30 protein-coding genes are annotated in these 21,750 nt (G+C 70.0%); 9 read left to right on the forward strand and 21 right to left on the reverse strand.

Annotation, left to right across the window (positions count from 1 at the left end):
- Nucleotides 1-15: 15 nt before the first annotated feature.
- Nucleotides 16-498, forward strand: a complete 483-nt coding sequence (locus M4I32_RS07810) for a GAF domain-containing protein (protein ID WP_319033915.1) — start codon at nucleotides 16-18, stop codon at nucleotides 496-498.
- Here M4I32_RS07810 and M4I32_RS07815 read toward each other — a convergent pair.
- From M4I32_RS07815 to M4I32_RS07835, 5 genes are all read right to left on the reverse strand, one after another.
- The gene (locus tag M4I32_RS07815; RefSeq protein ID WP_319033916.1) at nucleotides 455-973 is read right to left on the reverse strand and encodes a flavin reductase family protein; all 519 of its coding nucleotides are present in this window, start codon (nucleotides 971-973) and stop codon (nucleotides 455-457) included. The genes M4I32_RS07810 and M4I32_RS07815 overlap by 44 nt on opposite strands.
- Before the next feature lie 29 nt (nucleotides 974-1,002).
- Entirely contained in the window at nucleotides 1,003-1,545 is a 543-nt protein-coding gene (locus tag M4I32_RS07820) for an NAD(P)H-dependent oxidoreductase (protein WP_319033917.1), read from the reverse strand.
- 244 nt (nucleotides 1,546-1,789) lie between these two features.
- Entirely contained in the window at nucleotides 1,790-1,939 is a 150-nt protein-coding gene (locus tag M4I32_RS07825; protein WP_319033918.1) for a hypothetical protein, read from the reverse strand.
- Nucleotides 1,940-1,955: 16 nt separating this feature from the next.
- Entirely contained in the window at nucleotides 1,956-2,432 is a 477-nt protein-coding gene (locus tag M4I32_RS07830) for an SRPBCC family protein (protein WP_319033919.1), read from the reverse strand.
- A gap of 112 nt (nucleotides 2,433-2,544) precedes the next feature.
- Entirely contained in the window at nucleotides 2,545-2,982 is a 438-nt protein-coding gene (locus tag M4I32_RS07835; RefSeq protein ID WP_319033920.1) for a hypothetical protein, read from the reverse strand.
- A 143-nt stretch (nucleotides 2,983-3,125) separates the two neighbouring features.
- Between M4I32_RS07835 and M4I32_RS07840 the strand changes: the two genes are divergently transcribed.
- From M4I32_RS07840 to M4I32_RS07860, 5 genes are all read left to right on the forward strand, one after another.
- On the forward strand, nucleotides 3,126-4,844 hold the full coding sequence (locus M4I32_RS07840; RefSeq protein ID WP_319033921.1) for a long-chain-fatty-acid--CoA ligase: 1,719 nt from the start codon (nucleotides 3,126-3,128) through the stop codon (nucleotides 4,842-4,844).
- Nucleotides 4,845-4,906: 62 nt separating this feature from the next.
- Nucleotides 4,907-5,938, forward strand: a complete 1,032-nt coding sequence (locus M4I32_RS07845) for an FUSC family protein (protein ID WP_319033922.1) — start codon at nucleotides 4,907-4,909, stop codon at nucleotides 5,936-5,938.
- Between the two features lie 136 nt (nucleotides 5,939-6,074).
- Nucleotides 6,075-6,956 (forward strand): manganese catalase family protein, encoded by an 882-nt coding sequence (locus M4I32_RS07850; RefSeq protein ID WP_319033923.1) that lies wholly within the window; start codon nucleotides 6,075-6,077, stop codon nucleotides 6,954-6,956.
- Between the two features lie 28 nt (nucleotides 6,957-6,984).
- Nucleotides 6,985-7,407 carry a CBS domain-containing protein gene (locus M4I32_RS07855; RefSeq protein ID WP_319033924.1) on the forward strand — a complete coding sequence of 141 codons (423 nt, stop codon included), beginning with the start codon at nucleotides 6,985-6,987 and terminating at the stop codon, nucleotides 7,405-7,407.
- Nucleotides 7,408-7,822: 415 nt separating this feature from the next.
- Complete coding sequence (locus tag M4I32_RS07860) at nucleotides 7,823-9,118, forward strand: HNH endonuclease signature motif containing protein (protein ID WP_319033925.1); 1,296 nt, start codon at nucleotides 7,823-7,825, stop codon at nucleotides 9,116-9,118.
- A 111-nt stretch (nucleotides 9,119-9,229) separates the two neighbouring features.
- Here the strand turns inward: M4I32_RS07860 and M4I32_RS07865 are convergent, their stop codons facing one another.
- Both M4I32_RS07865 and M4I32_RS07870 read right to left on the reverse strand, forming a co-directional pair.
- Entirely contained in the window at nucleotides 9,230-9,439 is a 210-nt protein-coding gene (locus M4I32_RS07865) for a CDGSH iron-sulfur domain-containing protein (RefSeq protein WP_319033926.1), read from the reverse strand.
- 76 nt (nucleotides 9,440-9,515) lie between these two features.
- Nucleotides 9,516-10,568 carry an iron-containing redox enzyme family protein gene (locus tag M4I32_RS07870; RefSeq protein ID WP_319033927.1) on the reverse strand — a complete coding sequence of 351 codons (1,053 nt, stop codon included), beginning with the start codon at nucleotides 10,566-10,568 and terminating at the stop codon, nucleotides 9,516-9,518.
- 217 nt (nucleotides 10,569-10,785) lie between these two features.
- Here M4I32_RS07870 and M4I32_RS07875 point away from each other — a divergent pair, with 217 nt between their 5' ends.
- Nucleotides 10,786-12,000, forward strand: a complete 1,215-nt coding sequence (locus tag M4I32_RS07875; RefSeq protein WP_319033928.1) for a cytochrome P450 — start codon at nucleotides 10,786-10,788, stop codon at nucleotides 11,998-12,000.
- Between the two features lie 220 nt (nucleotides 12,001-12,220).
- Here the strand turns inward: M4I32_RS07875 and M4I32_RS07880 are convergent, their stop codons facing one another.
- The 11 genes from M4I32_RS07880 to M4I32_RS07930 all read right to left on the reverse strand — a co-directional run bounded on the left by M4I32_RS07880 (nucleotide 12,221) and on the right by M4I32_RS07930 (nucleotide 17,270).
- Nucleotides 12,221-12,586: an ATP-dependent DNA ligase gene (locus M4I32_RS07880; RefSeq protein WP_319033929.1), complete on the reverse strand. Its 366-nt coding sequence runs from the start codon at nucleotides 12,584-12,586 to the stop codon at nucleotides 12,221-12,223.
- Nucleotides 12,587-12,708: 122 nt separating this feature from the next.
- Complete coding sequence (locus M4I32_RS07885; protein WP_319033930.1) at nucleotides 12,709-13,068, reverse strand: ATP-dependent DNA ligase; 360 nt, start codon at nucleotides 13,066-13,068, stop codon at nucleotides 12,709-12,711.
- A gap of 172 nt (nucleotides 13,069-13,240) precedes the next feature.
- Nucleotides 13,241-13,582, reverse strand: coding sequence for a hypothetical protein (locus M4I32_RS07890; protein WP_319033931.1), 342 nt, complete (start codon nucleotides 13,580-13,582; stop codon nucleotides 13,241-13,243).
- A gap of 44 nt (nucleotides 13,583-13,626) precedes the next feature.
- Entirely contained in the window at nucleotides 13,627-13,836 is a 210-nt protein-coding gene (locus M4I32_RS07895; protein WP_319033932.1) for a hypothetical protein, read from the reverse strand.
- An 81-nt stretch (nucleotides 13,837-13,917) separates the two neighbouring features.
- Nucleotides 13,918-14,142 carry a hypothetical protein gene (locus M4I32_RS07900; protein WP_319033933.1) on the reverse strand — a complete coding sequence of 75 codons (225 nt, stop codon included), beginning with the start codon at nucleotides 14,140-14,142 and terminating at the stop codon, nucleotides 13,918-13,920.
- On the reverse strand, nucleotides 14,129-14,482 hold the full coding sequence (locus M4I32_RS07905) for an ATP-dependent DNA ligase (RefSeq protein ID WP_319033934.1): 354 nt from the start codon (nucleotides 14,480-14,482) through the stop codon (nucleotides 14,129-14,131). The genes M4I32_RS07900 and M4I32_RS07905 overlap by 14 nt, the downstream gene beginning before the upstream one ends.
- Before the next feature lie 19 nt (nucleotides 14,483-14,501).
- On the reverse strand, nucleotides 14,502-14,819 hold the full coding sequence (locus tag M4I32_RS07910) for a hypothetical protein (RefSeq protein ID WP_319033935.1): 318 nt from the start codon (nucleotides 14,817-14,819) through the stop codon (nucleotides 14,502-14,504).
- 83 nt (nucleotides 14,820-14,902) lie between these two features.
- Complete coding sequence (locus tag M4I32_RS07915; RefSeq protein ID WP_319033936.1) at nucleotides 14,903-15,622, reverse strand: GAF and ANTAR domain-containing protein; 720 nt, start codon at nucleotides 15,620-15,622, stop codon at nucleotides 14,903-14,905.
- Nucleotides 15,619-16,338 carry a GAF and ANTAR domain-containing protein gene (locus M4I32_RS07920; protein ID WP_319033937.1) on the reverse strand — a complete coding sequence of 240 codons (720 nt, stop codon included), beginning with the start codon at nucleotides 16,336-16,338 and terminating at the stop codon, nucleotides 15,619-15,621. The genes M4I32_RS07915 and M4I32_RS07920 overlap by 4 nt, the downstream gene beginning before the upstream one ends.
- 77 nt (nucleotides 16,339-16,415) lie before the next feature.
- Entirely contained in the window at nucleotides 16,416-16,649 is a 234-nt protein-coding gene (locus tag M4I32_RS07925; RefSeq protein ID WP_319033938.1) for a hypothetical protein, read from the reverse strand.
- Between the two features lie 126 nt (nucleotides 16,650-16,775).
- Nucleotides 16,776-17,270, reverse strand: coding sequence for a bifunctional nuclease family protein (locus tag M4I32_RS07930; protein WP_319033939.1), 495 nt, complete (start codon nucleotides 17,268-17,270; stop codon nucleotides 16,776-16,778).
- A gap of 175 nt (nucleotides 17,271-17,445) precedes the next feature.
- Between M4I32_RS07930 and M4I32_RS07935 the strand changes: the two genes are divergently transcribed.
- Complete coding sequence (locus M4I32_RS07935; protein WP_319033940.1) at nucleotides 17,446-18,069, forward strand: DUF305 domain-containing protein; 624 nt, start codon at nucleotides 17,446-17,448, stop codon at nucleotides 18,067-18,069.
- Between the two features lie 15 nt (nucleotides 18,070-18,084).
- Here the strand turns inward: M4I32_RS07935 and M4I32_RS07940 are convergent, their stop codons facing one another.
- A complete protein-coding gene (locus M4I32_RS07940) occupies nucleotides 18,085-18,300 on the reverse strand; it encodes a DUF2188 domain-containing protein (protein ID WP_319033941.1) in 216 nt (71 codons plus the stop codon).
- Between the two features lie 48 nt (nucleotides 18,301-18,348).
- Entirely contained in the window at nucleotides 18,349-19,809 is a 1,461-nt protein-coding gene (rfaE2, locus tag M4I32_RS07945; protein ID WP_319033942.1) for a D-glycero-beta-D-manno-heptose 1-phosphate adenylyltransferase, read from the reverse strand.
- A gap of 120 nt (nucleotides 19,810-19,929) precedes the next feature.
- On the opposite strand from rfaE2, the gene M4I32_RS07950 reads away from it, so the two are divergent.
- Nucleotides 19,930-21,060 carry a glycosyltransferase family 9 protein gene (locus tag M4I32_RS07950; protein WP_319033943.1) on the forward strand — a complete coding sequence of 377 codons (1,131 nt, stop codon included), beginning with the start codon at nucleotides 19,930-19,932 and terminating at the stop codon, nucleotides 21,058-21,060.
- Here M4I32_RS07950 and M4I32_RS07955 read toward each other — a convergent pair.
- Nucleotides 21,026-21,724: an SDR family oxidoreductase gene (locus M4I32_RS07955; protein WP_319033944.1), complete on the reverse strand. Its 699-nt coding sequence runs from the start codon at nucleotides 21,722-21,724 to the stop codon at nucleotides 21,026-21,028. The genes M4I32_RS07950 and M4I32_RS07955 overlap by 35 nt on opposite strands.
- Nucleotides 21,725-21,750 lie beyond the last annotated feature (26 nt).

Genomic DNA, 21,750 nt, shown 5'->3' on the forward strand with positions numbered 1-21,750 from the left:
GTCTACCGTGCGCCGATGCGCACGGACGACGCACCCGGCGCCGCTGTGGAACGCGCCCTCACCCGCGGGCTCGTGGGCATCGCCGGAGCGCTCGACCGGCGGCCACCCACCTTCGCCGATGCCGTCATCGCCGTCGATGCGCACCACGGCGAGCGCGTCGCGCGCCGGCTGGAGCGGTTCGCTTCCGCACCGGCGGGCGCGTTCGTCTGGACACGGGATGCCGACGGCCTGCTGCACCTCGGCGCCCTGGCCGGCCCGTGGCACTTCGACCCCGAAGGCCTCGGGTTCGACCTGGTGCACGTGCGCGGATGCCGCTGGCTGCGGCATCCGGTCGCCGATGTCGAGGCGCCCCCGGGCGTCCTCGCCACCTTCGCTCGCGGCGGACGCAACTGGCAGCGCATCCACGCACCGAGAACCGGCAGCGTGAGCCGCGAGCTGTACACCGCCGGTGCGCTCAGCCCTCCTGAGCCTCACGCAGGTGCCGGTACGCGCCCTTGAAGTAGAGCAGCGGCTCGCCGCCATGCCCGTCGATGGGGCTCATCTCGACGACCTCGCCGACGACGATCAGGTGATCGCCCGCCTCGTACTCCGCCCACAGACGGCAGTCCACCCACATGAGCGTGTCGTCGATGATCGGGTTGCCGGATGCCGCCGGCTGCCACGCGATGCCCGCCCACTTGTCGGTGCCGCTGCGGGCGAACTGGTCCGAGACGGCGTGCTGGTCGTGCGCGAGCACGTTGACGGCGAATGACCCGGTCGCGGCGATGCGGGGGTAGGTGGTGGACGTGCGCATCACGGTGAACGACACCAACGGCGGCTCGATCGAGACCGACGCGAACGATTGACACGTGAAGCCGACCGGATCGCCGCCCTCGATGCCGCTGACCACCGTGATGCCGGAGGCGAAGTGGCCCAGGGTGTCGCGGAACGCACGCGCTTCGATGGCGGTGGGGGCCGTGATGCTCTCGGTCATGGTTGCTCCGTTTTCGAAGGCGCGGCGGGTCAGGCGGATGCCGGGGTCGCTGTGCGGGTGTGCGCGGCGATGGCCGCCGACCGGCTCAGGTTCGCCGCGTACTCGGCCACGGCGGCATCCACGACGTCGGCGACCTGGTCCATCTGGCTGAGTGCGAGGTAGAAACCGCGGCCCGGCACCGTCGCACCCAGCTCCACCAGAAGCGGCGCGAGGTTGTACGTCGGGCCCATCGCGTGCGAGAAGTCGGCGCCCGTGTGGACGGGGATGGCGGTGACGCCCGCGAGCCCGTTCGCGGGGTAGCGGTCGAGGAAGGCCTTCAGCAGGCCGGTGTAGGTGGCCTTGTAGGTCGGCGAGGCGAAGACGACCAGATCGCTCTCCGCAACGCGGGCGTTCATCGCCGCCATCTTGTCGGAGGGCCAGGCGAAGATCTGGTCGGTATGGTCGGCGAGGTCGATCACCTCGAGCGCGTAGCTGCCCGGCTCGAGCAGCTTCTCGACCAGCAGCTCGGCAACGCGACGGGTGCGCGAGAGGGGCTTGGGGTTTCCGACGACGACGGCGACTTGAAGGGACATCACGACTCACATCTCTACCGATTGACAGGTGTCTGGGATGGAGGTCGTCGTGCCACGCCGTTCCAGGGACGTGGAGCGGACGGCTCCTCCACACTCCACCGGGGTCTTGTGGCCCGGCGGGCCCGCAACGGCTTACGCTGCCCTTCTATTATGCGCGCGCGCGTGTTTCACGCATGTGACGAACGCAGCGGATGCCGCCGGCAGAGCTCGCCGGCGGCATCCGCTGTCTTCAAGACGTCCGAGATCACTCGGCGTCGTCGTCCTGCACCTTGGTGGGGGCGACGTCGGGGCGCTCGCGGTTGGGATCACCCGAGCCGCTTCCGATGCGGTACTCCTCGGGCTCCTGCGCGGCGTCCTCGACGGGCGTGCCGTCGGGCGTGGTCTTCTCCGTCATCTCGACTCCTCGTCGATCAGCCGTCGTCGCGGACGGCGCCCTCTTCGATGTCGCCGCGCCATGCCCCGGTCTCGACCGGGCGCTCCTGGATGAACGTCGCGAAACGCTCCAGGTCGCCGCGCACCTGCCGCTCGTCGACGCCGAGCTTGGCGCCGGCCTTCTCGACGAACGTCTCGGGCTCCCAGGCCATCGCCAGCACGACGCGGGTGCGGCCGGCGTCGATCGCATGGAAGGACACCCGCCCGGTGTGCATGCGCTCGTCGACGCTGCGCCACTCGATGTGGTCGTCCGGCTCCTGGCTCACGATCACTGCGTCGAACTCGCGGCTCACGCCGCCGATGCTCACCTCCCAGTGGGTGAGCTGGTCGTCGACCTGCCTGATCGACTCGACGGCCTCCATGAAGCGGGGGAAGGTCTCGAACTGCGTCCACTGGTTGTAGACCGTGCGAAGCGGCGCCTCGACATCGATCTCTGACGTGACAGTGCTCGCCATGATGGTCTCCTTTCGATGGGGGACGCGCCCGACGTTACGCACACGGCGCCTGCCGCACGCGGGGGTTGACAGCGTTCAGCGGCCCTGCGCATACTTCCGCGACAGCGGCTCCTCACCGGTGCTCACCGCGGCCGCTCTCGGCGTCCCGCTGCGGCGCGAGCATGCCCTCCGCGATGTCGTCTCGGCGGTGGGCGGTCTGCTCGGGCAGCAGCATCACCCCCAGCGCGGCCACGCCGAAGACGATCCACGCCACCAAGTCGGGCACGGTGAGGCCGCTGGGGACCAGACCGTAGACCTCGCGGTCCATGAACCACGTGAGCGCCGAGAGCAGGTAGGTGGTGGCGAAGATGCCGAGTGCGACGTTGAGGTACATCCGACTCACCGGGAGGAATCCGGCGGCGCAGAGCATCAGGCCCAGCACGACACGACCGATGTCGAGCGAGAGGTCGACGGTGAGGAACCCGAACAGGTGCCCCTCGAAGAAGAAACCCACGATGCTGAGCACGATGAGCCCCACCCCGACGATGCGGGCGAACCAGACGGCGATCATGACAACTCCCTTCCGTTCCGCCCAGCGTCACCGACCAGCGGCATCCGAGCCGAGCGCCTTGACAGCGTCGACTGTCAAGGTCTAGGCATCGCCGGGTGCACACCCCATAGGGTGTTGCCCGCACCCCACGAGGAGGAATCCCCATGCCGCAGGCGAACCCGTACGCATCGCGACCCTGGTTGACGGCCTACGCCCCCGAGGTCCCGCATGCGATCGACGAGGTCACCCAGACACTCGTCGACATGATCGACGCGAGCGTCGCGCGCCACGCCCGCACGGCCGCGCTCGAGTTCTTCGGCGCGGTGACGACCTACCGCGAGCTGGGTGATCAGATCTCGCGCGCTGCCGAGGGCCTGCGACGTCTCGGAGTGAGCGCGGGCGATCGCGTTGCCATCGTGCTGCCCAACTGCCCGCAGCACGTCGTGGCGTTCTACGCGATCCTGCGGCTCGGTGCGATCGCCGTCGAGCACAACCCGCTCTACACGGCTCGCGAACTGCGCCACCAGTTCGAAGACCACGGCGCGGCGTTCGCGATCGTGTGGAACAAGGTCTACGACGTCGTCGCCGACTTCCCGTCCGACATCGCCATCGACGCCATCGTGAGCGTCGACGTGGCCGCCGCACTGCCCTGGACCAAGCGGCTCGCGCTGCGCCTCCCGCTGCCCGCCGCCCGGGCCGCGCGCAGCCGGCTCACCGCGACGCCGCGCACGCGGCATCCGCACACCTGGCGCCGTCTTCTCGACCACCCGCGGCTGACCCGCCGGACGGCGCGGCCACAGCTCGACGACACGGCCGTGCTGCAGTACACCAGCGGCACGACGGGCACCCCGAAGGGCGCGATCCTGACGCACCGCAACCTGCGGGCCAACGCGATGCAGGGACGGGCCTGGGTACCGGGTCTGCGCGAGGGCGAGGAGGTCTTCTACGGCATCCTGCCCCTGTTCCACGCCTACGGGATGACGCTGTGCCTGACGTTCGCGATGAGCATCGGCGCGCGGCTGGTGCTCTTCCCCACCTTCGACGTCGACATGGTGACACAGGCGGCCCGCAAGAGCCCGCCGACCTTTCTGCCGGCGGTCCCGCCGATCTACGACCGCCTCGCCCGCGCCGCCGCGCACGGCGACATCGATCTGACGACGGTGCGCTTCGCCATCTCGGGCGCCATGGCGCTGCCCGTCGCCACGGTCGAGCGGTGGGAGCAGGCAACCGGCGGCCTGCTCGTCGAGGGATACGGCATGACGGAGTCCTCGCCGGTGGCCCTCGGCAACCCCATCGGGCCGTCGCGACGGCCGGGCACCGTGGGCGTGCCCTTTCCGAGCACCGAGATCCGGGTGGTCGACGTCGACGACCCGCGCGTGGATGTCGACGCTGGTGAGGAGGGCGAGCTGCTGCTGCGCGGACCCCAGGTCTTCGAGGGGTACTGGCAGCGCCGCGACGAGACCGCCGCGACCCTGCTGCCGGAGGGGTGGCTGCGCACCGGCGACATCGTGCGGGTCTCGGAGGACGGATTCGTCACGATCGTCGACCGGCTCAAGGAGCTGATCATCACCGGCGGGTTCAACGTCTCGCCGACGGAGGTCGAAGAGGCGCTGACGCGGCATCCCGACGTCGATGAGGCGGCCGTCGTCGGCCTGCCGCGCGAGGGCGGCGGCGAGGATGTCGCTGCCGCCGTGGTGCTGCGCGAGGGGGCGGCGCTCGAACCGGGAGCGCTGCGGGACTTCTGCCGCACGCACCTGGCCGCCTACAAGGTGCCGCGACGTTTCGTCGCCGTCGACGACCTGCCCCGTTCGCTGATCGGCAAGGTGCTGCGTCGCGAGGTGCGCGACGGCATCCTCGAGATGGACGGGGGCGATGGAGTGTGACATCCGACCGGATCGATCCGACGACCCGTCCAATGCGGGCCGTCGTTCGGGACGCGCGCGGCATGATCGACGCCTCTCGGCTGCTGCTCGCCGGCAAGACCGCGGCCGCGGCTGCCCTGGCCTGGTCGCTCGCTCCCCTCCTGCCTCTCGCCGAGCAGCAGTACTCGTACTACGCCCCGCTCGGCGTGCTCGTGAGCATGTACCCGACGGTGGCCAGCTCGGCCCGCTCCGGCATCCAGGCCATGGTCGGGCTCGCACTGGGCATCGCCATCGGGCTGGGCGGGCTGTTCATGGTCATCGGCGGTCTGCCCGCGGTGATCGCCGTCGCGACCGTGGTGGGGTTCGGGGTGCTCTTCGGCGGCATCCGCCTGCTCGGCGCGGGGCAGTCGTGGGTGGTGTTCGCGGCGCTCTTCGTCGTGCTCCTGGGCGGCGAGGACGCGGAGGACTTCTCGGGGTCGTACCTGATCAACATGGCGTTCGGCGTGGCGATCGGCTTCGTGGTCAATCTCATCGCCTTTCCCCCGCTCGAGATCAAGCGGGCGAGCGCCCGTCTCGCCGAACTGCGCGAGTCGGTGGCCGACGAGCTCGAGCGCATCGCCGACGCCGTCGAGACCGGCCCCTTCGACGCGGACGAGCTCGAGGCGGCGATGGACGAGCTCTCTGACACCGTGCGCGCTGTGGCCGATGAGGTGTCCGCGGCCGACGACAGCAGCAAGGGCAATCCCCGGGCCCGGCGTGCTGCACAGCGCGAGCAATCGGCCGACAACGCGCACCGCCTGCGCGCCCTCGAGCGAACGACGTTCTTCACGCGCGACCTCGCCGACGCCCTCGGCCGCACGGGCGGCGACGAGTCCGTCGCCGGCGCCGTCCGACCGCAGCTGGTGACCGCGATACGCAGCTGCGCCGCCGTCGTCGACACACCGAGCGGCGCCTCGGACGCAAGCGAGAAGCTGGATGCCGCCACCCGCGCGGTCGACGAGTACCTGGACGCGGTCGACAACCAGAAGACGGCTCGTGCCTCTGACGTCGCCGCCGACCTCACGGCCGCGGTCAGCCTGCGCCGGATGCTCGACGCGGCACGCTCGTTCGTCTGAGCGCCGCACATACCACTGGGCTTCGCGAGAAACAACTCCCCTGGCAACCCGGCACGCCGGTCGTAGCGTCGCGCACCACAACCAACCGACGCTGCGACGCCCGCACGGGCGCCTGTATCTATGCCGAGGAGGCACAGTGTTCTTCCACCGTCAAGAACTTCAGCACCAGGCCAAGCCCGACAAGCCCGACGCCGTCTATGCGCGCAAGCTCCAGGAGATCCTGGGGGGCCAGTACGGCGAGATCACGATCGCGATGCAGTACGGCTTCCAGGCCTGGAACGCGCACATTCCAGGCAAGTACCGCGACCTGCTCTATGGGATCGGGGCCGAGGAGTTCGGCCACGTCGAGATGCTGGCGACCATGATCGCGCAGCTGCTCGAGAAGGCGCCGCTGGGCGTCACCGATGGTGCCGTGCAGGACGACCCCGCCGTGGCGGCAGTGCTCGGCGGCATGGACGTGCAGCACGCGATCGTGGCGGGGGCGGGAGCGCGGCCCGTCGACAGCAACGGCAACCCGTGGTCGGGGTCGTACGTCACGGCCAGCGGGAACCTGCTCGCCGATTTCACCTCGAACGCGAACGGCGAGATGCAGGGGCGCATCCAGGCCTCGAGGCTGTTCCACATGACCGAGGACTCGGGCGTGCGCGACCTGCTCTCGTTCCTGATCGCCCGCGACACGATGCACCAGAACCAGTGGATCGCCGCGGCGGCCGAGCTGCGCGAAGAGGGAGTGGAGGATCTGCCGGTGCCGAGCAATTTTCCGCAGTCCAAGGAGAACCAGGACGCGAACTACACCTACATCAACTTCTCGGACGGGGCCGCGGCATCCGAGGGCAGCTGGGCCTCGGGCCCCACGCCCGACGGCAAGGCGCAGTTCAGCTACCAGGAGGCGCCGGAGCGCGGCGTGCCGATGCCGCCGCCGACGCACCCCGATTCCCGGTTCTACGGCACCACCGAGGTGCCCAACATCGTCGAGAAGACGGCCGGCGGCGTGCAGGACGCGCTGGGCAAGGAGTGAGGGTCGCGCCTGACGAAAGGAGAAGCGGATGACCGTCGCACGAGACATCATGACTCCCGGGCCGCGCTGCATCGGAGAGGACGACACGCTCGTCGATGCGGCACGGCTGTTCGAGTCGCTCGACGTCGGCGCGCTGCCCATCTGTGGCACTGACAAGCGGCTGAAGGGGATGCTGACCGACCGCGACATCGTGGTGAAGTGCCTCGCAGCGGGAGGCGATCCGTCCCAGACGACCGCAGGCTCGCTCGCGGAGGGCAAGCCGGTCACGATCGGCGCCGACGACGACGTTCGTGAGGCGTTGCGCGTGATGCAGGACCACCAGGTGCGACGGCTGCCGGTGATCGACGGACACGATCTGGTCGGCATCCTCGCCCAGGCCGACGTCGCGCTCGCCCTCGGCCCCGGCCAAACGGGCGAGACCGTGGCCGAGATCTCGGAGGACGGGCACTAGCCGGGATTGGTGCGACGGGGCGCTCCCGCGGGTCGACCGTGGGGGCGCCCCTGGTCGTTGAGCGAGCCACAGGCGAGACGAAACGACACCCCCGGCCCCCTCCCCGTGCACAACTGCCGGCGCCGGGGCGCCCCCGGTCGTTGATCGAGCCGCAGGCGAGACGAAACGACACCCCCGGGCCCCTCCCCGTGCACAACTGCGGGTAACGACGGGGGCGCGCCGCGGCATCCCGCGTGCGTGCGGCGTGTCGGGCGCAGGACCCGCAGTTGCGCACGGGTCGCCGACGCTCGGCGGGGGTGCTCGACGTGGGGAAAGTCGAAGATGAGAAAAGTTTCATGAAGAAGTTTTGACGGGTCGCCAGAAAGTGCCGTCTTTCCGGGGATGGATGTCGGTGGCCACCCGTAGAGTTTCGAACATGAAGACGAAAGTCGTGGTGGGCCTCGAGGCGAGGAATGTGGACGGCGTGGATGCTGCCGCGCGGGATCTTGCGGAGCGGTATGCGGCCGCGTGTCGGGCCGAAGCGGCGGCGCAGGCCGCGGTGGCGCGGGTGCTGGCCGAGGCCGAGACCCTCGCCGAGGTACGGGTGGCGGCGCTGCCCGCTGCGGCGGCGCGGGAGGCGGAGTTGCCGGTCCGGGCGCTCGCGGCGGAGCTCGGGGCGGCGGCCAGGCAGCCCGACCGGACCGTGCAGCGGCGGATGGACGAAGCGGCGATGATCGCCCGACACTTCCCCGCGACCTTGGACGCGTGGGAGCAGGGCACTGTGGCGCGGGGGCACGTGACGGCGATCGTCGAACACGGCATGCCAATCCAAGATGGCGCCGCGCGGGCCATGTTCGAACGTGAGGCTTTGGAACGCGCGGCGGAGACGACGCCCGGGCGGCTGAGGGCTGCGCTCGGACGCCTGTCGGAGGAACTGCAGCCCCGGTCCTTGACCGAGCGGCACCAGCAGGCGCGGGCGACGCGGGGCACGTCGGTGCAGGACCTGGAAGACGGGATGGGAGGGATCCTGATCGTCCAACCGATCACCCTCATCCACGGCATCCAGGACCGCCTCACCGAACAGGCAAAAGCGATCAAAGCAGCTGACCCGGACGATCCGCGGACGCTCGATCAGATCCGCGCGGACATCGCCGCCGACACCCTCCTGACCTCCACCCCGAACATCGACACGGGGGAAGGACTGGCCGACGGGTACGGCGGGCTCGGATCGATCACCGCCGTGGTCAACGTCACCGTCTCGGCCACAGCGCTGGCGGGGATCACCGCCGAACCCGCAGAGCTGGTCGGGCGGGCGCCGGTCGACATCGACACCGCCCGCGAACTCGCCGCACGGGCACCCGGGTGGGAGCGGGTGTTGACCGACCCGATCAGCGGCGGCATCCTCGCCGTCGACCGATACACCCCCTCCGCGGACATGAAACGGCACCTGCGGGTGCGGGACCAGCACTGCCGATTCCCCGGCTGCCGACAACCCGTCCACCGCTGCGACTACGACCACACCCACGACTACGCGTTGGGCGGCAAGACCGAAGTGCGGAATCTGGCGGCGCTCTGTCGACGACATCACACCGTCAAAGGCGAAACACCCTGGAAAGTGAAACAACTCGACCACGGCGTCCTCGAATGGACCTCACCGGGCGGGCTGGTCTACATCGACACACCGCCATCGATGGTGCGCTTCACCGAACCCGACGAACCCGCGCCGTTCTGAGGGTCGCCGTTCTGAGGGGCGCCGTTCTGAGGGGCGCCCCTCTGAGCACGGCGTTCGGGCGCACCGCGCCCTGAGCGCCGCCCGCGGGCGCGGCGGCCTGCTGACCCCGGTTCAGGCGCCGGGGCGGCCGAGCTTGTGGCTGCCGTCGCACCACGGCTTGATGCTGCTCGCACCGCACCGGCACAGCGCCACGGTGCGACGATGGGTGCGGACGGGGTTCCCGCCCTCGTCGACGAGGCCGACGGCGCCCCGCACGATGAGCGGGCCGTCGGGCACGACGTGAATCGAGGGTCTGCTGGCGCGCACGCCATCGCCACTCATCCCTCTCCTCCCCCCATGACGCTGTCCTCCGTCACGACGCTGTCCTCCATCACGACGCGCACGACGATATGCCTCATCAACTCCCCGCACCCACCGACACGACCGCCTCGACTCCCGTCCCGATTTCGGCCTCGGTTTCGGTGTCGCCGGAGTTCCCGACGCGCAGGGCGCTGCGTCCACCCTCCCAAGCATCGAGCATCTCGTCACCGGCCCAGCCGTCGACGGTCAGGCACGCCGCGGCACCGAACATGATGTCGGCCACGAGCTCCGGTCGCTCCTCGGCGAGAGAGCCGGCGAGGTCGCGCCCGGCGATCTGCTCGTGCACGGCATCCGCCTCGACGTGCTCGTCGAAGTACCAGGTCACATCGGACCCGAAGCCCAGGCGGCGGAAACCGTCGCCGTACAGCTTGTTCGGCAGCGACGAGGTCATCTCGAAGGCTGCGAGGTGGCCCACGATGGCACCGAGCAGGCGGCGGTTCAGCCCGAACATCGACATCATGTTCAGCGAGGCGAGCGTCAGGGCCGGAACGTCGTCGACATAGGCGCTGTAGCGATCGTCGAGCCCGACTCCTCGCATTGCACGCGCGAAGATGCCGGCATGCATGCGGTCGGGGTCGCCGCCGCCGTACTCGTCGGCCTGGATCTCGACCAGGGCCGCCTTGGCCGCGCCCGTCAGCCGGGGGATCGCCCAGGAATGCGGATCCGCCTCCCGGAGCGTATAGATGCTGCGCAGGATCAGGAACTCCCGTGCCTGCGCGGGCGTCGCCTTCTTCGCGACGTATCGCGCCGCGCTCGGGCCGGGCGCGGGCGCCGTCAACGCGAACAGCGCCTGCGCCACACTCTCGCGGCGCGGATCGGGAAGAGCCGGCGGCACGATCAGCTCTCGCAGCCGGGCCTCGAAGGCCCGCTCGATCGTGCGACGCGCCGCGATGAGGTGCGTGTCCCACTCCTGCTCGGGGTCCGCGAACGACACCGACCCGTAGTGACCGGCGTAGAGCAGGAACAGCGCCAGCTGGATGTCGTCATCGCGCAGCACGTCGGCGCTCGTGGCGACGGCGTCGCGCGCCAGCAGCGGCGCCTGCTCTGCTCCGGGCGCGCCGGCGACGACGCGCAGGAGCAGCCCGCTCACGCTCCCGCGCGCGGAGATGGATGCGTGCCCAGCCAGACCCATGGAAACCTCTGCCCTCCGTCGTTGTGACGATCCGAAACTACGCACGACGGATGCCTCGCGCCCAGGGCTTGACGGGCCCACTTCGTGGTGCATGCATCCGCGACGAGGCGTACGTCAGCCGTACGCCCCCGTCAACCCGGCTGTGCCGCTCGGTGCGCGGTCGTACGGTCACGGCATGACGCTCACGCACCTGAAGGGCGACTCGACACTCGCCTTCCTCGCCGAGGGATACGCCTTCGGCCACCGCCGGTTCGAACGCGTCGACGCCGACGCGTTCCGCACCCGCCTGAAGGGGCGCCCCGTGACGATGATCCGCGGCCTCGACGCCGCACGATTCTTCTACGAAGGCGACAGGTTCACGCGCGTCGACGCCATGCCCACCTCGGTCCTGCACTCGCTCCAGGACGAACGAAGCGTGCAGACACTGAGCGGCGCCGCGCACCGGCTTCGCAAGACATCGTTCGAGCATCTGCTCCTCACCGAGAAAGCGCTGCCCCTGACCAGCACCTTCGAGCGGCGATGGACGCAGGCGGTGCGCGCCTGGCCGCGCGACGAAGCGGTCGACGTCAAGCGCGAGGCCGAGCGGGCGCTCACCGCCTCCGCACTCGAGTGGGCAGGGTGTTCCGAAACCGACACCGAGGCGCGCACCCACGAGATCACCGCGATGATCGAGGGGGCCGGCTCGTTCGGACCGCGTAATGCGCACGGCCGGCTCCTCCGTCGGCGCACGGAGCGGTGGGCGCGAGACGAGATCCGCCGCGCCCGCGCCAACGAAGACGGCTCTTCTCCCCTGCATGCCGTGGCGCACTGGACGGACGAGCAGGGACGACCGCTGCCGGAGGCCGTGGCGGGGGTGGAACTGCTCAACCTCATCCGGCCCGTGACGGCGGTCGCACGATTCATCGCCTTCGCGGCGCTCGCCCTGCACCGCCACCCGCAGTGGCGGGAACGGATGCGGATGGATCCACACGCTCTCGAAGCGTTCTGCGCGGAGGTGCGCCGGACCACCCCGTTCTTTCCCGTCATCGGCGGGCGCGCCCTCTTCGACACCTCCTGGCGGGGCCTCGACATCGTCAAGGGCGAATGGGTCGTGCTGGACTTGTTCGCAACGAACCGGCATCCGGACGAATGGGAGCACGCGTGGGAGTTCCGGCCGGAGCGCTTTCTCGCCGCGCCTTCCACCGCCGCCCACATCGTCGCCCAGGGTGCCGGCACCATGGCCACGGGCCATCGCTGTCCCGGCGAGCCCGCGACCGAGAGCCTGCTCGCGGTCGGCGTGCACGGGATGACGAGCGTCGCCTGGCGTGCCGATGACCACGACGTGCGGGTCGACCTGCGGCGGCTGCCGGCCCTGCCCGGCCGTCACGGGATGCGCATCAGGCGAGAGTGACTATGCCCGCCCGCGAATACCGCAGCCTCGGGGCGACGGTCAACCCCCTGCGCGTGATCGCCGTGTGACTCGTACCTTCGGCGCACCGACCGCTCGTCCGCGCCTTCGACCCGCGTGGGCGACGCGGGCGGGAGGCGTCTTGGGGCGCGGTGTCGCCGGTGGCAGCATTCGCCGGTCGCCGGCGACACGCGGCCCCGCGCGACAAGCGGCGGTACCGGCGTCAATGGACGTCGGACGCGGCGCCCGAAGCCGCACCGGGCGTGGCGCTGCGCCCGTGTGTCGTCTCAGGCTCCGGCGGTTCCGGCACGGGGTAGAGCCCATTCGGCATGTTCGCGGTGTAGAGGAGAGCATCGATCCACGTGCGGTTGATGGACGGCTTGCGGCCGTCGTGGAACTTGTAGACGACCGAGCACCGGGGGTGGATCCACACCGTCGTGCGTCCGCTGCCGACGCTCACGTCGTCCTTCCAGGTGAAATGGAAGGATTCCCCGCGACGCACCTTCGCGCCGATCACGAGCTGCAGGTGCGCGAGCAGCCGATCGTCGAATTCCACGCTGACCACGGACTCATAGCTGAACTTGCCCAACGGGAACCCTTCGTCGCGAGACACCACGACGAGCGGGTTGTCATCTCATCCCCCGGACAGGAGGACCGAATGACTATCCCGGCAAAGGCATATATCGACTAGGGGGTTGACATTTGTGAGGTCTATACCCCCTGGTGCGCGCGCAAGCCGTCCGGTATCGGCAGCGCATGCTCGACCTGCTCACGCGTCACGGGCTCGGGCACGACGTACAGGCCGTTCGGCGTATTCGCCATGTACATCAGCGCCTCGATCCACGCCGGGTTCACGTCGGGCAGTTTGCTGCCGTAGAACTTGTACACCAGCGAGCACTGCGGATGGATCCACACGGTCGTGCGGCCGTCGCCGATGCTCGCGTCGTCCTTCCATGTGAAGTGGAACGACTCACCCCGCCGCATCTTGGCGCCGATCACCTTCTGAAGGTGAGCGAGCACCCGGTCGTCGAAATCCACCTTGAGGATCGATTCGTAGATGAACTTTCCCATGGTTCGTCTCCCGCTGCGCGTTTCCGGCCCTCGAACCGGACGTCTGCGAGATGCGACGACCCGACACTCGGTCTGTGCGTGATCGCCGCGACCCTCCGATCCGAGGACCCTGCGCTGTCTGCCACGATTCACCAATCGTGCCGATAGCGCAAGACCACCGACTCGCTTCAGCTCACGCTTCGATGCTCGGAGGCGCTGCCCGGCCCTTGGTCCGCAGGACGGATGCCGCGCGGGGCGGCGGAAAGTGCGGGATCGGCACGGGGCGGCTGGCCCGATCCTCGCCGGGAGCGGTCACGACGCGCGCGTCGGCGGCCGCGAGCGCGTCCTCGAGGGTGCCGTAACGCGCGGGTCGGCGGTCGCCGCTCAACCACAGCACGTCGACGCCGTCGTCGTCGGATTCGATGTAGGCGATCACCCGGCGTGGGTCGTCCGGCGGCATCGATGCGTCGCAGATGCGCCAGCATCCTTCTTCGATCATCGCCATCTCTATGCGCCCATGTCTCACTGCGTGCATGGAACTCTCCTTCTTCTGATCGTGCTCCGCGCACCGTTGCGCGGTCAGTCCACCTGCTCGGTCTGCGTGTGCACGTACGTCACATCGTCGTCGGCCAGGCGCGCGTCGGAACCGACCTCCGCGCCGGTCGCCGTCTGGATCTCCTGCCGGGTGCGGGGGGTCAGCTCGGCCGTCGGTTCCCGCAGCAACTCGTGCCGGGCACCGATGGTGAGGTCCGGCCACCAGTCCTCGATCGGCGGCAGGTCATCCGTCATCCTCGTCCCCTCTCAACGTCACCTCATCGTGGACGCAGCGGACGAATAGTGGGAGGGGGTTGACCTCTCCCCGCGGCGCGGTTAGCCGGAGTGCGCGCCGGCGGAATCCGCGTCGATCGGCACGAGAACGATGGGAACACCCGCACCCAGCCAGAGCTTTGCATCTCGCCGCGTGCCCTCCCCGTCGTTGACGAGAAGCCAGCCACCGTCGCGCTGTGCGGCCTCGACCTCGACCTGCACCTCGCCGAAGTCGCGCCCGCCGATGCTGTAGGAGCGTCCGGCGTAATGGACGTCAATGCGCTTCACTGCGGTCTCCTGCCGTCTGCGGGCTGCCACCGGCGGTGTCGTACTCGATCGGCTCCGGCACAGCGTACAGGCCGGTCGGCATGTTCGCCGTGTACATGAGCGCATCGACCCACGCACGGTTGATCACCGGCTTGCGGCTGCCGTAGAACTTGTAAACGAGAGAGCAGCGCGGGTGCACCCACACCGTCGTGCGACCGTCGCCGATGCTCGCATCGTCCTTCCAGGTGAAGTGGAACGACTCGCCCCGGCGCAGCTTGGCGCCGATGACGATCTGCAGGTGCGCGAGAAGACGGTCGTCGAAGTCGACCTTCACGAGCTTGTCGTAGGTGAACTTGCCCATCGTGTTCCTTCCGCAGCGTCTACAGGTCGAAGTACTCGGTACGGATGCCGGGCGGAGCCTGCCCGCGCGTCAGCTCCTCGTGCTTGCGACGCAGGTCGCGCACGGCGTCGGTGTTGTCGGGCTCGGACATCGAGCCGCTCACCGTCTCGGCCATCAGATTGGTGCCGCTGTTGAGCACGAACGTGGCCGAGACTTCCTGCCCGTCGGCGCCGAAGGCGTGGAGCGCCACCGTGTCGGAGGTGTCCTCCGCGGCGACGGCCGCCGCGTATTCGACGAGCAGATCAGCCGCCTCATCTCCGATCAGCAGTGACTTCTCGGCATAGGTGATGTGCTTCATACCCGCACCCAACATGACCGAGCGGATTCTGACAGCGGGGTTGACGGTTCACCGAACGACGGATAAGTGCCAGCGTGGGCTGGTCACCGGGGGAGATCGAGCGTGCGTGCGACGATGCGGGCCGCCGTCTCGCTCAGCGGCAGCTGGTTCGAACGCGCGTAGTCCCGCATCATCGTGAAGGCGACGTCGATCGGCACGTCATGCGTGTGCGAGACGACGCCCTTCGCCTGCTCGATCACGACCCGGCTCTGCAACGCCTTCTGCAGCTGGTCGGCCACCTCCACCTTCTCGCGCAGCGAGCGCTCGTGCAGGATGCTGATGGTCACGACGTCGGCGAACGCCTGCGCCGCGATCAGGTCGTCCTCCGGCGCCGGGCCCGGCTGCACCCGAAGCAGGTTGAGCGTGCCGATCCTGTGCTGGCGAAGCCGCATCGGCAGCGCGTCGAGGGCGGAGAATCCCTGTTCGAGCGCCCGCGTGCGGAATCGCGACCATTTGTCCGGCACCTCGTCGATGTGCGCGACGGAGACCGCCAGCCCGGTCTCGAAGCACTCGATGCACGGCCCGGCTTCGGCGGCGAGCTGCATGGTCTCGACCAGGCGGGTCTCCTCGCTCGTCGAGGCGACCAGCTCGAGCCGGTCTCCGCCGTCGACCAGCAGCACGCCCGCGGCATCGACGTCGAAGAGATCCACGCAGGTCTCGACGAGCATCTGCAGCAGATCGACGATGTCGAAATCCGTCGTCAGCGAGTCGGCCAGCGCGGCGAAGGTGCGCACGAGACGAGCCTCACGTTCTGTCGCGTTCATCGTCGCACCTCGATCACACCGTCGTCGCGCGTGAAGGTCAGCGTCTTGGCGAGAACCTCCTCGGCGACCGACCTCACGCTTCGTCCCGCCGCGAAGGCGTGGCCCTTCAGCACCAGCAGGGCCTCGTCGGCGGTGAGGTCGAGCTGGGCCAGCACGACGCCCGTCGCCTGATGGATGACCCGCCGCGAATGCAGCGTGTCGTCGTTCTCCTGGCCGGTCTCGAGCGCCGCCAGCGCCCGGCGCCACACCGCCCGGCCCACGATCTCCGCCAGGATCGACGCCTGGGCCGTCTGCGAACGATCGAGCGACATGGGCCGCGCCGAGTACAGGTCTATGGCGCCGAACCGCATGTGTCCGATCGCCAGCGGGAACGCGAATACGGAGCCGACGTCGTGCTGGGCGACGGCGCGGATGAATGCCGGCCATCGCAGCTGCGCCTCGCTGCCCCGCAGCTGCGGCGTGAGGACGGGCGCCGCGGTCCGGACGGCATCCCAGCACGGCCCCTCGCCGAGGTCGAACTGCACCTCGTCGAGCCGCGCGGCATCCTCGTCTGTGGCCGAGACAGTCTCGCTGCCGAGCAGATCGCCGAGGGTCGAGACGGCCGCGCCGCTGATCGCGAAAGCGTCGACGAAGGGGGCCGCCAGCTGCTGCGGGGGCAGAGCGTCGTTCTCGAGCACCTCGCGCGCGGCGTCGAATCTGTCGGTCACTGCGCCCACCCCCTCGGATCCTCACCGTACCGGGCGCGCTCGGAGGGCGAAAGCGAGAGCCTGCGACCGGCGACGGGCCTCGTCACTCAGATCAGATCGAGGAGCAGATCCGCCTCGCGCAGTTCATCGACTTCTTGCTGCAGAAACGCACGGCCCTTGGTGTTCAGACAGAAGACGGTGCTGACGCCGGTGCGATCGAACGTCTCGACGTCGTCCATGCCCGCAGGCGGGGCCTCGCTGAGCAGCGCGAGTTCGCGGTCCCAGTCGGCCGAAAGCGCAGCCGTGTTCACGTCGCGTTCGTCGGGTGCGCTCATGCTCATGGATGGACCTCCAGCCATGTATTCGGAAAAGCCAGATATTCGGTAGACAGGCCGGGGTCCGGGGCCTTCGTCGAGGTTAGTGTCGACACCGCGGTATTGCTAGCCTTCGACGCGAATTCTCACCGTCTACTCCCGGAAGTCCTCGGGGTCGACGTCGTCGAGAAAGCGCTTGAACTCCTCGAGGCGCGCCTCCTCGTCGACGACGCCGGCGACCTCTGCGGGCAGGCCGGCCTCGTCGAAGACGGCATCCGCCACGAAGAGCGGTGAGCCGGTGCGGGCCGCGAGCGCGACGGCATCCGAGGGGCGCGCGTCGATCGTGCGCACCCCCGCCGAGGTCGCCAGCGTGATCTCGGCGTAGTAGGTGCCCCCGTCGATGCGGGTGACCTCGACCCGTTCGACGCTTGCCTCCAGCGCCTCGAGCATCGACTTCATCAGGTCGTGCGCCAGCGGGCGCGGGGTCGCCGCCCCCTCGACCGCGACGAAGATCGACGTGGCCTCCTGCTCCCCGATCCAGATCGGCAGCACGCGGCTCGCGGCGGGGGCCTCGTCGTGCGGGCCGAGCAGGATGACGTGCTGACCACTGGAATCCAGTGCGACGCCGACGACGCGGACTCGAACCATGATCGCTCCGATGCTGCTCTCGGGGACGGGGTTGCCATGCTAGACCGCCCGGCGGTCGTGGGGTCGGCGAGGTCAGGACTACCCCACCCCGGGTTGCATGCGCAAGGCGCTTGCCGGGTACAGCAATGCCGACGACCCTTTCGAGAGCCACCGCCGACCACACCAGGAGGGCACCGTGACGGACCAGGAACACCGCTCCGGCGACGACCAGCACGGCCAGGACGCGCAGCACGGGCAGGGAAAACCACACAAGAAGCACAAGCCGATGAACATGTACCTGCGGTTCGCGGCGATGATCCTGACCGGCATGGTCGTCATGTACTGGGTCATGTTCACGGGATCATGGGCGTGGGGACACGTGCGCTTCAGCGAGAGCCGCATCTTCATGGCGCTCACGATGGGCGGCACCATGGCGCTCGTGATGCTGGCGTGGATGCTGAACATGTACAAGAACGTCAAGGCGAACATCGCGATCGTGGCGGCCGGCGTGCTGCTCATCGGCGGAGGGATCGCCCTGGACCGCAGCCAGATCACCGTGGACGACTCGGCGTACATGAGCGCGATGATCCCCCACCACTCGCTCGCGATCACCCGCTCCGAGCGCGCGCAGATCCAGGACATCCGCGTGTGCGAGCTCGCCGTCGAGATCAGCGTGGCGCAGCGCCGCGAGATCCTCGAGATGGACTGGCTCATCGACGACATCGCCGCGAACGGCATCGCCGCGACCCCGGCCGAAGCGCAGGAGCGGCCGGTCCCCGAGTTCGACGTGGCGGCCGTGCGGGACTGCCCCACGGAGTGAGGCGAGCACGGGCGGCTACTCGGGGCGGCGCTCCGGCTGCTCGTCCGTGATCACACCGGTCGGCTCCTCGTCGATCACCACGTGGGCGGTGCCCAGCTGCTCCGCGAGCGTCCGCCCCTGATCCACCGCCTCCTCGCGGCTGCTGAAGCTGCGCGAGAGCTCGTGGTCGCCGACCACCTCGTTGACCCACTGCCCGCGCTTCGAGCGCGTCTCGACGTCTCCCGTGGCCATTCGCCTCTCCTTCCGTCGACCGACCGCCGCTCGCGGCCGGTGGTTTGCTCACCGCAGCGGCGCCCCCTGCGCGATCCGGTTGACGACCTCCGTCGTCGAGTGCGCGGGGATGAAATCGAGGATGCGCACCTCGCCGCAGTAGGAGCGCACGACCGGGGTCTCCTCGAGCATCTCGGCCGTGTAGTCGCCGCCCTTGGCGTAGATCTGCGGACGCAGCTCGGCGAGCAGGCGGCTCGGCGAGTCCTCGCTGAAGACCACGACGTGGTCGACGCATCCGAGCGCCTCGAGCACGCGCGCGCGGTCCTCGAGGGGGTTGATCGGGCGGCCCGGGCCCTTCAGCCGGCGCACCGAGTCGTCGTCGTTGAGCGCGACGACGAGCACGTCGCCGAGCGCCTTGGCCTGCTGCAGGTGCGTCGTGTGTCCCAGGTGCAGCACGTCGAAACAGCCGTTCGTGAACACGACCGTGCGTCCGCTCTGCTCGGCGAGGGCCGCCCGCAGGGCCTCGAGTCCCACCGCGCGGGGCGCGCCGGTGCCGGTGATCGCCGCCTCGAGGGCGTCGAGGGTGCAGACGGCGGTGCCCGGGCGCGCGACCACGACGTCGGCCGCGCGCTGCGCGAACGCCGCCGCCCGGGGCAGTTCGGCCCCGAGGGCCGTGGCCACGGCCAGGGCGGCGGCGAAGGTGTCGCCCGCGCCCGTCGCCTGATGCTCGGGAACGGGATGTGCGTGCGTGCGGTGCACCCGGCCGGCGGCGTCGATCACGACGGTGCCGTCGCGGTCGAGCGTCACCACCGCCGCGGCTGCTCCGGATGCCGCGAGCACGTGCGGTGCGGCATCCGTCACCGCCGCGACCCGCACCGCACCCTGCGGCAGATGCCGGCCGAGCAGGGCCGAGGTCTCGCCGCTGTTGGGCGTCACGACATCGGGCCGCGCCGGGCGCCACCGCCCCAGATCGTGCGCGTCGACCAGCAGCTGAGCCGGGCGGGGCGCGTCCGCCAGCGCGGCCACCGCGGAATCGTCGAGCAGTCCCGCCCCGTAATCGCACACGAGCAGCGTCTCGTCACCGGCGACGCCGGTCAGCGCCTCCCGCACGCGCCCACGATCGCGGGCGGAGAGCTCCTCGCCGGAGCCGCTGTCCACCCGCACGACGATCTGCCCATCGCCCACCACGCGCGTCTTGGACGCCGTGGCCCCAGGCCGCACCAGCACCCCCGAGGTGTCCACGCCCGCTCGTCGGAGCAGCGCCAGCAGACGTTCCCCGTCGCTGTCGTCGCCGACGGCCGCGATCAGCCGTACCGACGCGCCGAGCGCCGCGAGGTTGACGGCCGTGTTGGCCGCGCCCCCGGCGCATTCCTCCGGCTCCGCCGCATCCACCACGGGCACGGGCGCCTCGCGGCTCAGGCGGCGCACATCGCCGCGCAGCCAGCGGTCGAGGATCGCGTCGCCCGCGACAACGACGCGGGGTGGCCGCTCGCGGAGCAGGTGCAGGATGCCGCGCAGATCATCGCCCATGCCGCTCCTGTACCCGGGAACGCAGCGCCCTACACGCTCTTGCCAGAAGGTTTCACGGCCCCGCCGAGCGGGAACAGAATCGGTGACCGCTACCGCCGCAGCATCACCGACGGAGGAGAAGTGAGAGCGACACCGGCCCTCGACACACAGCCGTTCGACGACGTGCTCAAGATCGCGGTGCTGCGCGGCGGCGGCCTCGGCGATCTGCTGTTCACCCTGCCCGCGCTCGACGCCCTGGCCGAGACGTACCCCGAGGCCGAGATCGTGCTGCTCGGCACTCCCCTGCACCGGGCGCTGCTCGAGGGCAGGCCCGGCCCCGTCGCGCGCGTCGAGGAGCTACCCTTCGCGGTGGGCGTGCGCGATCCGGGCGACCGAGGAGAGGACCCGGCGCAGATCGACGCGTTCCTGCGACGCATGCGCGGCGAGCACTTCGACCTGGCGTGCCAGCTGCACGGCGGCGGGCGCTACTCCAACCCGTTCCTGCTCGAGATGAACGCCCGCCACACCGTCGGCACCGCGACACCGGATGCCGCTCCCCTCGAGCGGAACCTGCCGTACCTCTATTACCAGCACGAGGTGTTCCGGTGGCTCGAGACCGTGGCGCTGGCCGGCGCGACGTCGGCCGGCCCGGAGCCCCGGCTCGCCGTGCCGCTCGACGAGCGGCTGCGCGGCGTGGAGCTGATGGGCGAGGCCGGCGGGGTCGTCGTCATCCACCCCGGCGCGACGGATCCGCGGCGGCGGTGGCCGGCCGAGCGGTTCGCCGAGGTCGCGGCGCGATGCGCGACCGACGGGATGCGGGTGCTGCTGGTCGGGGACGGCGAGGATGCCGCTCTCGCCGACCGGATCGCCGATGAGGCCGCCCGGGTCGCCGGTGACGGCGTGGTCTCACTCGCGGGCGAGCTGAGCCTGTCGGATCTGACCGGTCTTCTGACCGTGGCCGATCTGTTCATCGGCAACGACAGCGGACCCCGTCACCTGGCGCACGCCGTCGGGGTGCCCACCGTCGGGATCTTCATGGCCGGCAACCTCATCAACGGCGGGCCGGTGACCCGCGGTCGCCACCGGGTGCAGCTGTCGTGGACGACGCACTGCCCCGTGTGCGGGCGCGACGCGACGCAGGTGGGGTGGACCGCCCCGCGATGCGAGCACGACGTGCCGTTCGTCGCCGACGTCCCGGTCGACGCCGTCTATGACGACGCGCGCACGCTGCTCGCCCTCACGGCCACGAGGGTTCATCCTCCGGGCACATGACCAGCTCGCGGATCTCGACGCCCTGCGGCTGGCGCAGCGCGAAGACGATCGCATCGCCGACCTCGGCCGGGTCGATGAGGTTCGCGTCGGGGCCGGGCTTGTACTGCTCGTCGCGTCCGTCGAAGAAGCGCGTGCGCATCCCGGCAGGGAAGACCGTGGTGACCCCCAGCTCGCCCTTCGTCTCGGCCGCGAGCGACCGCGAGAAGCCGACCACGCCGAACTTCGACGCGCAGTACGCCGTCGCGTCGCCGACTGCACGCAGCCCGAGCGACGAGGTGATCGTCACGACGCGCCCGTGCGATTCCTTCAGCGCCGGCAGGGCGGCGCGCACCACCGCGACGGTGCCGAGCAGGTTCACGCCGACGATGCGCTCCCAGTCCTCCGCCGGCACACGGTCGAACGGCGCCGGGCGGTCCACGCCGGCCGCGGTGACGACGGCATCCAGCCCCCCGTAGCGCTCCACCAGGTCGGCCACGAGGGACTCGGTCGCCCGGGTGTTCGACACGTCGATGGCGTACGCATCGGGCGAGTCGACCGCATCCACGGCGAGGTCGAGCACGATCGGGCGGCCGCCCGCCTCGGCCACCGATGCCGCGACGGCGGCGCCGAGGCCGGAGGCTCCACCGGTGATGAGGACGTTGCCGAGGGTGCGTGTTGCAGACATGAAGCTCCTTCCGAGCGGGGAGATGA

This window comes from Microbacterium sp. LRZ72, assembly GCF_033792225.1.
GTDB lineage: Bacteria > Actinomycetota > Actinomycetes > Actinomycetales > Microbacteriaceae > Microbacterium.